Genomic DNA, 11190 nt, shown 5'->3' with positions numbered 1-11190 from the left:
GCGTTCACGCAGTGTCCGATGTCTGGGATAGGGCAAGGGCGGAGATTTCCGCCCCGGTGGGAATGGCGGCAAGCGTGCCGAGACGGCCGACAGAAAGACCTGCCGCCGCTGTTGCAAGTCGTACCGCCCGTTCGAGCGGCATGGCGCCGCGGTGCTGACCGGCTAATGTACCGGCCAATGTACCGGCCAATGCACCAGAAAGTACGCCGGCAAAACAGTCGCCGGCTCCGCTGGTGTCGATCACGTCAACCCTGGAAGCGTCCACCGCAAAGCAGCGTTCACCGTCATGCACCAGCGCGCCCTCTCCGCCAAGGGTGATCACGACCTGGCCCGCGCCCATGGCAGAGAGCCGCTCGGCCGCCGCAGCCGGATCGCTCGTGCCGGCCAGGGCTTCCGCCTCCAGCCGGTTGGCGATCAGCAGAGAGACCGCCGAAAGGTCCAGAGTGGATGGCGGCAGCGGGCTCGGATTGAGGATGGTAAACAGCCCCGCTGCCCGCGCCTGCAGCAGGCAGGAGGCTGTCTCTTCGACGCAGAGATTCCCCTGCATCAGAAGGCAGTCACCGCTCTTCCACGTTCTCGCCAGCACGCCTTCGGCGGACGGATGGAAGGCGAAGGCGCAGGCCGCTGCGGTCACGATGAGATTTTCTCCCTTGCCATCGACCAGGATCACGGAATGGTCGCTCGGCAGGTCGAACCGCGACAGCTTCACATCGGAAAGCTCCGCCGACAGAAGCGCCAGCATCCTGTCGGCGGCCGCATCTTTGCCAACCGCTCCCCAGAAGGTGACGCTGGCACCGGCGCGCGCGGCGGCCACCGCCTGATTTGCGCCTTTGCCGCCCAGACCTTCGGTGGTGGCGATGGCATTCAGGGTTTCCCCCGGACACGGCAGGCGCTCCAGGCGAAAAGCGGTGTCAACGCAGACATTGCCGACAACGTGAACGGTCATGGATGACAATCAGTCCGTGGCCCAGGTGAGCATTTGTTGAAACAGCGGGCCGTAACCATGCCAGGCGATGAATTCCGGCGGCAGCCAGTGCGGGCCGACATCCGAGGTCCACACCACGGTGCGGCCTTTGCCGTAGGTGCCGGTCACCAGGAGCGGCAGGGAGCGATACTCGGTCGAGACGCTCATCAGCAGTTCCGCGCCGTCTTTCAGCGTCACCTCGTTGAAGCCGAGCAGGTACGGAAACTCGCCCGGCAGACCGCTCAGGATCGGATGGCCTGCATTGCCGGTGATGACGGGCGTGAATCCCTCCGGAACCTCGACGCGGTCGTCCACCGGCAGGCAGGAAACGGGCAAGACCTCCTCGACAGGCGTGTTGCGGTACCGCGCGCCGCCATTGATGCCCTGGAAGGAATAATAGCCGCCGAACATCAGGAGTGCGCCGCCCTTTTCGACGTAGTCCTTGATGAGCTTCAGCCGGTTTGGGGTCCTGCGCGAATGGATCCAGGTGTCCGGATGCAGGAGGAGCGTGTTGGCGCCGATATCCGACAGGATGACAGCGTCATAGGCCTGCAGGCCTTCCAGGGTCGAGGGGAAATCCCGCTGCGCCTCATGGGCCGGCATGAAGGTCACGTCGAAGGGGCTGTCCTTCAGCGCCCTTAGAAGTTCATCGGCGCCGGTGTGATAGGTGACAGTGGGAAACTGGTCGAAACCCTTGATATGGGTTGCCGTGGAAACCCAGGATTCCCCGGCCAGCAGCACTTTCTTCTTGGTCATGGAAACTCCTTGAAGGATACCGGTGCTCAGCAGCCGGCGGAAAAGACGGATTTTGGATTGTCGACCAGCATCTGGTCGATGGCGGCCTGTTCGACGCCGTGACGCTTCAGGCGCGGCAGGAAATGCTTGAGGATATAGCCGTAGCCGAAGCCGCCATAGCGCGTGAGCATGATCTTCAGGAACACGTCCTGCGACAAAAGCAGCCGGTCGGCGAAGCCGCGCTCGACAAGCGCCGCAATGGCCCGGGCATTCTCTTCGTCGGAAGGCGACTGTGCATCCTGATCGGCATAGTAATAGTCCATGCCGATCATGTCATATTCGAGGAAGGCGCCACGACGTGCGAGCGCTGTCTGGTAGTCGAGGTCGTTATGGCTGGGGTTCATGTGGCAGAGAACGGTGTGGCGCAGATCCGCCCCCTCCTCTTCGACGACATCGAGCACACGATGCGCCAGCCGCTCCCAGCCCGGCAGATGGATGGAGAGCGGCAGCCCGGTCAGGCGCGAAGCGCGCGCCGAGGCCCGAAGCGATTTTTCCTCTTCCGCAGTGAAATGCCGGCTGACACCCACCTCGCCGATAATGCCGACCATGATTTCGGGCTGCGTATCGCCCCCGCCGACATCGTTGACGATGAATTCCGTCACAGCATCGACATCCATCGCCTTCAGCCAATCGGGATGGGTGTGCTCAAGATAGAAGCCCGTGCCCATGACGATGCGAAGTCCGGACATTCGCGCGATCCGGGCCAGACCCTCGGCATCGCGGCCGATGCCGAAATTGGTCGTTTCCACCACGGTGCAGCCGCCAAGCGCCTGGAACCGGCTGAGCTCGCTGAGCGCAAGATCGCCATCGTCCAGTGAGACATTGTCGTGGTTCATGTAAGGGTTCATGCGCAGCTCGCCGATGATGTCGATCGTCACCTTCTGCTCGGCAATAGCCTTCTCGTCCGGATGGCAGGGGCAGATCCAGCTGCTGGCGCCGTCGAGGAAGATATGCTCGTGCATCAGCGTCACGCCGAGATCATCCACCGCAACCGGACCCGTCACGGTCATGGCGCATCCCGATCGAACGCCGATCGGCTGGCGCTGCCGGGGCTTGTCGGCAAACAGATGATCGAGCATTTCAGCGACCTCTCGCGCCGCCCCGGAAGAGGCGGAAGTTGAGCCAGATGGCCACCAGGATGATCAGACCGGTCACGATCGGCGTGAAGAATGGCGACAGATGCGAGAGGATCAATCCATTCGCCAGCACAGCGACGGTGAGCGCCCCGAGAATTGTGCCCGTCAGCGATCCACGGCCGCCGAATAGGCTGGTGCCGCCCAGAACCACGGCCGCAATGACATCCAGTTCGAAACCTTGCCCGGCATTGGAGGAGCCGGAGCCGAGGCGGGCCGCGAGGATGATCCCGGCCGCGGCCGCCGAGGTGCCGGAGAGGACATAGACCCACAGGATGATGCGCCTCGTATCGACGCCGGCGCGGCGCGTCGCTTCATTGTTGGCACCCACGCCCGTGACATAGCGGCCGAGATGCGTTTCGTTGAACACGATATAGGCGATGACCAGAACCACGATTGCGATCAGTGCCGGCGCCGGAACACCGAAGACCCAGGCGCGACCGATCGATACGAAGGGATTGGTCGGTTCGATGGGAATGGAATATCCGCCGGTGATCAGGAGAGCGAAGCCGCGTATGACGGACAATCCGGCGAGCGTGACGATGAAGGCCGGAATGCGCTCATAGGCGATGAAATAGCCCTGGATGGCACCGACCAGGGCGCCGAGCAGCAGCATCAGGAGGATCGCCGCCGGCCAGGGTATGCCGGCCTGCAGGGCCGCAGCGGACAGGGTTGCCGTCAGCGCCAGCACGGAGCCGACGGAAAGATCGATGCCTCCCGTTGTGATCACGAAGGTCATGGCGGCGGCAACGATCAACAGCGGCGCGGACTGTCGAATGATGTTGAGCAGGTTCGGCGTCGAGAAAAAGGCGCTGGTCGTGACCGAGAAGAACAGGCAGCAGACGACGAAGAACAGCGCGATCGACATCACGCCGCCATTGGCGATAATCTTGTCGAGAAGGGTCGCCTGGCGCATCCGCGGCGCGTGGCCGGCATAGGCATTCGGTTCGGAACTCATGCGGAGAGGTTCCTTTCGGCATGATGGCCCGCAGAACGGGCGGCAAATTTGCGCCCGACGATGAGATTGACGACCTCTTCGATATTGGTCTCTTCGATCCGCCGCTCGGCGACATTGCGTCCCTCGTACATGACCTGGATCCTGTCGCAAACGAGGAAGAGATCCTGCAGGCGATGGGTGATCAGGATCACCGAGACGCCGCGCCGCGAGACCGTGCGGATCAGTTCCAGAACGGCTTCCACTTCCGCAACCGCCAGCGCGGCTGTCGGTTCGTCCATGATCAGCACGGAGGGATCGAAGGAGGCAGCCCGCCCGATGGCGATGGATTGTCGCTGGCCACCCGAAAGGTTCTCCACTTTCATCCAGGTGTCGGGGATGACAATGCCGAGATTGGAGAGCATGTCGCGGGCGCGCGCATGCATCAGCCGCTTGTCCAGCATGGGAAAACCGGCCAGGCGACGCTTGGGCTCACGCCCCAGAAAAAGATTGCCGGCGACATCGATTGTGTCGCAGAGGGCAAGATCCTGATAGACCATTTCGATATGGGCGGCGCGCGCATCGGCGGGCGAGGTGAAGGAGACCGGTTTTCCATCGATTTCGATCGTGCCGCTATCGGGAATGACCGCACCCGACAGCACCTTGCTGAGGGTGGACTTGCCCGCCCCATTGTCGCCGACCAGGCCGAGAACCTCTCCCGGCTTCAGCTCCAGGGAAGCATTGTCAAGCGATTGGAGTGCGCCATAGCGCTTGGTAATGCCGGTCATGCGGACGCGGCTGACATGCGTTTCGCTCATGTTCGATAGCCCTTGCGTTGAAGACGGCTGCCCATCCCGTACCGGAGATCGGGCAGCCGGCGGCAGTCCGGCTTATTTGAACATGTCGCGATACTGATCGACATTCGCCTTCGTCACGATGGTAACGGGGACGTTGATGATTTTGTCGATGGTTTCGCCCTTCTTCACCTTCATGAGCGCCTCCACCGCGGCCTTGCCCTCACCGGCCGGATCCTGCTGGATGACGGCGGTGACGAAGCCCTGATCTATGCCGTCAATGGCGGATTTGGTCAGGTCCCAGCCAAAGACCTTGATGGAATCCGTCCTGCCCTGGCTGACAACGGCCGATACTGCGCCGAGCAGCGCCGGCTCGCCGGTCGCGTAAAGGGCGGTCATGTCCGGATTGGCCGTCATCAGGTTCTCAGCCGCCGACAAGGCGACATCCTGGACATTCTGTCCGTCGACCGTGTTGAGGAATTCGACTTTCTGTCCGCTCTCCGCAACGGCTGCCTTGAAGCCGTCGAGACGCTGGTTCTGGATGAAGGAATTCAGCGCACCGACGACGCCGACCTTGGCAGCGCCTGCCATGTCGCTCTTGACATAGTCGGAGAAGAACTTGCCGATCTCGCGGCCGGCGGCCGTATTGTCCACGCCAACGAAGGCGATATTGTCGCCGTCCGGGATCTGCGCATCGATGGCGATGACCGGGATGCCGGCATTCTTGGCCGCCGTGATCGCCGGCTTTACGCCGTTGACATCGATGGCAACGAGAATGATGCCGTCGACCTTCTGGGTGATGTAATTCTCGATGGCGTCATTCTGTGCGGAGGGCACATTATTGGCATTGAAGATCACCAGTTCGGCACCGGCCGCCTTGGCCGCCGCGGTGGCGCCGTCGTTGATCTGGTTGAAGAACAGCGCCTGCTGGTTGATGGTGACGAGCGCGAAGGTTTCTGCGAGCGCCTGCGTTACGCCCATGGAAAGCGTCATGGCAGCTGCGGCAGCGCAGCTGAAGAGAAAGCGAGTCCGACCCATTTTTGGTTCCCCTTGTATGGCGCCGTGTTCCGGCACCGATCTGACGGGAAGAAATATTCAAGCTACTTGAACTCTTGTCAAGCAACTTGAATTTGAAATCGGTCGGGTGTCGAGCTCAGAAGGTCGGCGGCGTGTTGACCCAGAAGATGGATGCGCGTTCCCCGCCGATATTGCGGTACCAGTGCGGCAGTTCGGAATTGAAGACGAAGCTGTCGCCGGATGCGAGCCGGAAGGTCTTGTCGGCGATCATCAACTCGATCTCGCCGACGAGCACATAGCCGACCTCCTCACCGACATGCTGAATGGGACCCGCGCTTTCTCCGCCCACCTCGATATGGTGAATATTGCACTGGAGGAGATGGCCCGGAGAATAGGGTATCACACGCTCGAGCGAGATCCCCTCCCCGCGCCTGAGCGGATCGAGCGACATCAGCGGGCGCTTGCCGGCGCGGAACACGACGCCTTCATCCGTATCCGTCTCCTCGAACATCCAGCCGATATTGCAATCCAGCGCCTGCACCAGCCGATGCAGCATCGGCAAAGAGGGCGAGGCCTTGCCGTTCTCGATCTTCGAGAGCAGGCTCTCCGAACAGTCGGCGGAAAGGGCAAGCGCCTTCAGGGTCAGCCCTCGCGTCTGGCGGGCAAGCCTGAGACGGGCGCCCAGCCTTTGCGGATTCGAGTGTATCTTATCCTCTCGAGCATTTTCGGATGCGAGAGTCGGATTAGCCATATTCATGTTTGCTGTATCGCATTGGTTCGTCCGGCCACTATAGGGGCTTCGCCGCAAGCCTGTCCAGCAAGGGCACCTGACGCCCGCCTGCAGGACGCTCCGAGAGAGCAGACGGGCGCCTTTCCCACGGCCGGGTTCGCAAGGGTTGAGCGGCTGGCCGCCTCCCGCTCACGGAAATGTTGCCTCAGCCTGTGCGATGCGAGGAACACCCCGGGTTGTCATCACGTTGTCGGGACTATGTCATGGATGAAGGCGCTTTGGCCGGCCGGCAGGACAGCCGGCGCAGGCCTTTGGAGGAGGCAGGAACGCATCATGGTTCAGACAGATCTTGTCAGGCGCTGCCCTGCAGCGCGACCGGGCATGACCCATGCGTGATGCTGCCCCGCACGCGCTGCCGGAGCATGGGCGACAGAGCGAGACGCCGGTGGTGCTGAGCGTCGATGTCGGCGGTTCGCACGTGAAGGTCCTGACGAACCGGCCGGGCGACAAGCTCCGTCGCATTTCGTCCGGCTCGACCATGACGGCCAAGGAAATGGTGGCTGCGGTCAAGGTTCTGACGCAGGACCTGTCCTACGATGTCATGTCGATCGGCTATCCGGGTCCGGTGCGTGCCGACCGGATTCTCCAGGAGCCGATGAACCTTGGCAAAGGCTGGTCCGGCGCCGATTTTTCGCTGCAATTCGGAAAGCCGGTGAAGGTTGTCAATGATGCGCTGATGCAGGCGATCGGCAGCTATGACGGCGGCCGCATGCTGTTTCTCGGCCTCGGCACCGGCCTGGGCGCTGCCCTGATCCTGGACCATGTGGCCCATCCGCTCGAGATCGCGCATCTTCCCTATCGCCACAAGAAGACCATCGAGGATTACGTGGGCGAACGCGGCATCAAGCGTCGCGGAAAGAAGAAATGGCGCAAGAGCGTTAACGACGTCGCCGAACGGCTGATGGCGGCGCTCCTGCCCGACTACATCGTCATCGGCGGCGGCAATGTCGATGAACTTGAAACCCTGCCCGCGAATTGCCGACGCGGCGATAACGCGTTTGCCTTCAGGGGTGGGTTCAGACTGTGGGATGGAACCTTTGTGGTGAGCTGACCGCTGCCATTCACCGCCCGGCGGCCAATCCCTGCGCCCCCTATCATCGATCGGTCCGAGGCCTGTGGCTTTCGCCGATCAAACAGAGACGTTGCAATGCGGAGTAGCAGATGGATTTCCGAACAGACGCCGGTGCCAAGGTGAACGGTGAAGCGACCACAGGCGACAGGATTCCCCGGCCGATCGCCGATCACGGCATCGTCGGCGATCTCGCCACCCTGGCTCTGATTGCCAAAGACGGTGCCATTGATTTCATGTGCTGGCCCAATTTCGACAGCCCGACGATTTTCGCGGCCCTTCTCGATCCCGACCGGGGCGGACTTTTCGAGCTCTCGCCCGACATGCCCGACGCGCGGGTCGTCCAGCACTATCTGCCGGATACGAATGTGCTGGTAACCCGCTGGATGGGCAAGGATTCGAGTGTTGAACTGACGGATTTCATGGCCGTGAAGGAGGGCGCCTTCGACAGCCGCACCACCCTGGCGCGGCGGCTGAAAGTGACCCGCGGCGAAGTTGGCTTCACCATGCGATGCGCGCCGCGTTTCGACTATGCGCGCGAACAGGTCGTACCCGAGCTGGATGATACCATGGCTGTCTGGCGCCCGAAGACGGGTCATGGCATCCGGCTCGTCTCCAACAGGACGCTGGTACGCGCAAGCGACGATATTGCCAGCAGCGGCCGTTTGCGCGCAGGCGAGACGGCCGAATTCCTCCTTGCCAGCGTCGATGAGGACCGGATCGATATGTCCGGCGTTCAGGAATTCGAGGATGCCACGATCACCTACTGGCAGAACTGGGCCGCACAATCCTCCTATCGCGGGCGCTGGCGGGAAATGGTCACGCGGTCTGCGCTGACACTGAAGCTCATGACCTCCCGCCGGCACGGATCGATCATTGCAGCGGGCACGTTCGGCCTGCCGGAAACACCCGGCGGCGTGCGCAATTGGGATTACCGCGCGACCTGGATCCGCGATGCGTCCTTCACCGTCTATGCGCTCATGCGGCTCGGTTACCAGCAGGAGGCCCAGGCCTTTACAAGCTGGATCGGCAAGCGCGCAACCAAATGCGAAGCCAGCGGCAAATTGGACATCATGTATGCCGTTGACGGCGGACCGGTGCCAAATGAAACCTTTCTCGATCATTTGCGCGGCTATGGCGGCGCCCGGCCGGTGCGCATCGGCAATGATGCCGTGGATCAGATCCAGCTGGACATCTATGGCGAGCTCATGGACGCGGTCTATCTCAGCAACAAATACGGCCATGCCATTTCGCATGATGGCTGGAACGGCGTCCGGGATGTCATCGACTATGTGTGCGAGCATTGGGAAGAGCCGGATGCCGGCATCTGGGAAATGCGGCGCGAGCCCCAGCATTTCCTGCACTCGCGCCTGATGTGCTGGGTGGCGGTGGACCGCGCCATCCGGCTCGCCAGCAAACGCTCGCTTGCGGCGCCCTTCGGTCGCTGGATTGAGGTCCGCAACCAGCTCTACGAGGATATCTGGGCCAATTTCTGGAACGAGGAGAAAGGGCATTTCGTCCAGACGAAGGGGGGCACGAGCCTGGACGCTTCCCTGCTCCTGATGCCGCTTGTCCGGTTCGTCAGCGCGACGGACCCGCGCTGGCTCGCGACCCTCGATGCCATCGGCAGGACCCTGGCCGATGACGGACTGGTCTACCGCTACAGGAGCGAGGACGGACTGAGCGGTGAGGAAGGATCCTTTTCCGCCTGCTCATTCTGGTATGCGGAATGCCTTGCGCGCGCTGGCGATGTTCAGAGGGCGCGCGCGGTGTTCGAAGCAGTGCTCAACTATTCCAATCATCTCGGCCTCTATGCCGAGGAATTCGACTCGCAATCGCACCTGTTGGGCAATTTCCCGCAGGCCTTCACGCATCTGGCCCTGATCAGCGCCGCCTTCTACCTTGATCGGGAGCTTGACGGGAGAAGCCCGCAGCAATGGCGCCCTTAGACGACGGCCGGTCATCCCCCGCGAGCAATCGCCCGCCTCGCATTCTTCCTGCTTCCGATCAGCCGGACCGGGAGACGGGCTCTCCGACCTCTGCCAGACCATGACGGGCCAGCAACAAGTCGGCCGCCCTTTCGCCAATGACGACGCAGGGCGCCATCGAATTGCCGGTGGTAATGCGCGGCATGATGGAGGAGTCGGCGATGCGCAGGCCGTCGATCCCGTAGACCCGGAGTTCGCCATCCACCACCGACATGGCGTCGCGGCCCATTTTCGCGGTGCAGGACTGATGCCAATAGGTGACGGCAGAATTCCGGATGAAGGCCTGCAGGGCGGTCTTGTCGCCCGGTCCCGGCGCCGTCTCACCGGACACCAATGCGGAAAACGCATTGCTGTTTCCGAGATCCCGGCACAGTTCCACCGCGGCAAGGGCCGCAGCCATATCTTCCGGCTCGCTCAAGGCGTTCGGCTCGATCAGGATGCGGTCTGCCGGATCGGCACCGGAGAGCCGCAGCCGTCCGCGGCTCTTCGGCTGGGCGAGGCCATTGAACATCGTCCAGCCATGATCCGGCACTGAAAGTCCCGTCTCGAGCGGCGATGGAACGGGAAATTCCAGCTGGCACTGCAGAATATCCGGCTGCTCCAGATGAGAATGGCTCCTCCAGTAAAGCTTCGCCTCGCAGCCGCTGCCCCCTATGGCTTCCGGCTGGCGGTAGGCCCAAGTGCAGCCAAAGGCGAGGTGATCCTGGTGGTTGCGCCCCACGCCCGGCAGGTGCTGCACAACGGGAATAGCATGCGCCCGAAGCTCCTCTTCCGGCCCTATCCCCGATTGCATCAGGACCTTCGGCGTCTGGATCGCACCCATGGAGAGGATTGTCTCGCAGCGAGCAGCGAAGCGATCAACCCCGTTGCCGGACAGGACCTCGACCCCTGTCACCCGCTTGCCGTCAAAGACAAGCCGCGACACCAGCGTTTCCGTCAGAACGGTCAGATTGGGCTGCGACAAAAGCGGTCGCATATACGAGTCGAAGAGGGATTCGCGCTTGCCGTCCCGAATGCGCAGCTCGGCGATGGATGCGCCGCCCGGCCCCTCCATCATCTCGCCATTGGGCGTGTCATAGACAGGTATGCCGAGCATGGAGGCAGCGCGCAGCAGGGCCTGCGCAACAGGCTGCGGAGCGTGCGGCTGCGCGACATAGGCCGGTCCGTTCACCCCCCGGCGGAGAGGATCCGGCCTGCCTTGCCAGTTTTCGATGCGCCGGTAATAGCCAAGGACGGATTGGTAGCCCCAGGCCTCATCGCCGGCTTCAGCGGCGAAATAATCCCAATCCGCCTTGTGGCCGCGGGCCCAGACCATGACGTTGATGCTCGATCCGCCGCCAAGCCCTTTTCCCATACTCAGCGGCAGACGGCGGCCATTCAGCCCCGCTGCCGGTTCACCGACAAAGCCCCAGTCACGGCTCGACCCAAGATTGAGCGGCCATTGTTGCGGGTCGGAAACCGTTTCGGCTGCATCGGTTCCACCCGCTTCGATCAGCAGCACGCTGGCCTTGCCGTCCTGCGCCAGTCTGGCAGCGATGACGGAGCCGCTGGACCCGGCACCGCACACGATGAAATCGAATACGCGCTCAACCTCGCGCTCCGGGTTTGGCGGCATCCTGTTTGAGCTATGGTCATAGGTTTTCGGCTTCACGTGGTGATCCTCCGTGCGTGGGTTGCTGGAACATGATGAAGGTGAGCAAGATCGG

At 62.4% G+C, this 11190-nt stretch carries 10 protein-coding genes; 2 read left to right on the top strand and 8 right to left on the bottom strand.

The window, feature by feature from the left end:
* Nucleotides 1-4: 4 nt before the first annotated feature.
* The 7 genes from QTJ18_RS02370 to QTJ18_RS02340 form a co-directional block, all read right to left on the bottom strand.
* Nucleotides 5-946 carry a PfkB family carbohydrate kinase gene (locus QTJ18_RS02370; protein ID WP_252752225.1) on the bottom strand — a complete coding sequence of 314 codons (942 nt, stop codon included), beginning with the start codon at nt 944-946 and terminating at the stop codon, nt 5-7.
* A gap of 9 nt (nt 947-955) precedes the next feature.
* A complete protein-coding gene (locus QTJ18_RS02365; RefSeq protein ID WP_252752226.1) occupies nt 956-1720 on the bottom strand; it encodes a glutamine amidotransferase in 765 nt (254 codons plus the stop codon).
* 26 nt (nt 1721-1746) lie between these two features.
* The gene (locus QTJ18_RS02360) at nt 1747-2838 is read right to left on the bottom strand and encodes a phosphotriesterase family protein (RefSeq protein WP_252752227.1); all 1092 of its coding nucleotides are present in this window, start codon (nt 2836-2838) and stop codon (nt 1747-1749) included.
* Nucleotide 2839: 1 nt separating this feature from the next.
* Nucleotides 2840-3808, bottom strand: a complete 969-nt coding sequence (locus QTJ18_RS02355; protein WP_252752429.1) for an ABC transporter permease — start codon at nt 3806-3808, stop codon at nt 2840-2842.
* 38 nt (nt 3809-3846) lie between these two features.
* The gene (locus QTJ18_RS02350) at nt 3847-4644 is read right to left on the bottom strand and encodes an ATP-binding cassette domain-containing protein (protein ID WP_252752228.1); all 798 of its coding nucleotides are present in this window, start codon (nt 4642-4644) and stop codon (nt 3847-3849) included.
* Between the two features lie 72 nt (nt 4645-4716).
* Nucleotides 4717-5658 carry an ABC transporter substrate-binding protein gene (locus QTJ18_RS02345; RefSeq protein ID WP_252752229.1) on the bottom strand — a complete coding sequence of 314 codons (942 nt, stop codon included), beginning with the start codon at nt 5656-5658 and terminating at the stop codon, nt 4717-4719.
* A gap of 115 nt (nt 5659-5773) precedes the next feature.
* Nucleotides 5774-6388, bottom strand: a complete 615-nt coding sequence (locus QTJ18_RS02340) for a cupin domain-containing protein (RefSeq protein WP_252752230.1) — start codon at nt 6386-6388, stop codon at nt 5774-5776.
* 367 nt (nt 6389-6755) lie between these two features.
* On the opposite strand from QTJ18_RS02340, the gene QTJ18_RS02335 reads away from it, so the two are divergent.
* Together QTJ18_RS02335 and QTJ18_RS02330 are read left to right on the top strand one after the other, a co-directional pair.
* Nucleotides 6756-7478 carry an ROK family protein gene (locus QTJ18_RS02335; protein WP_252752231.1) on the top strand — a complete coding sequence of 241 codons (723 nt, stop codon included), beginning with the start codon at nt 6756-6758 and terminating at the stop codon, nt 7476-7478.
* Between the two features lie 110 nt (nt 7479-7588).
* On the top strand, nt 7589-9445 hold the full coding sequence (locus QTJ18_RS02330) for a glycoside hydrolase family 15 protein (protein ID WP_252752232.1): 1857 nt from the start codon (nt 7589-7591) through the stop codon (nt 9443-9445).
* A 58-nt stretch (nt 9446-9503) separates the two neighbouring features.
* Here the strand turns inward: QTJ18_RS02330 and QTJ18_RS02325 are convergent, their stop codons facing one another.
* Nucleotides 9504-11099 (bottom strand): GMC family oxidoreductase, encoded by a 1596-nt coding sequence (locus QTJ18_RS02325; protein WP_289852031.1) that lies wholly within the window; start codon nt 11097-11099, stop codon nt 9504-9506.
* Nucleotides 11100-11190: the final 91 nt, after the last annotated feature.

It is taken from the genome of Rhizobium sp. SSA_523 (assembly GCF_030435705.1).
In the GTDB taxonomy this organism is placed as follows: Bacteria; Pseudomonadota; Alphaproteobacteria; order Rhizobiales; family Rhizobiaceae; genus Neorhizobium.
Note: the sequence above shows the minus strand (reverse complement) of the source record. Positions and strands in the feature narration are given on the sequence as shown.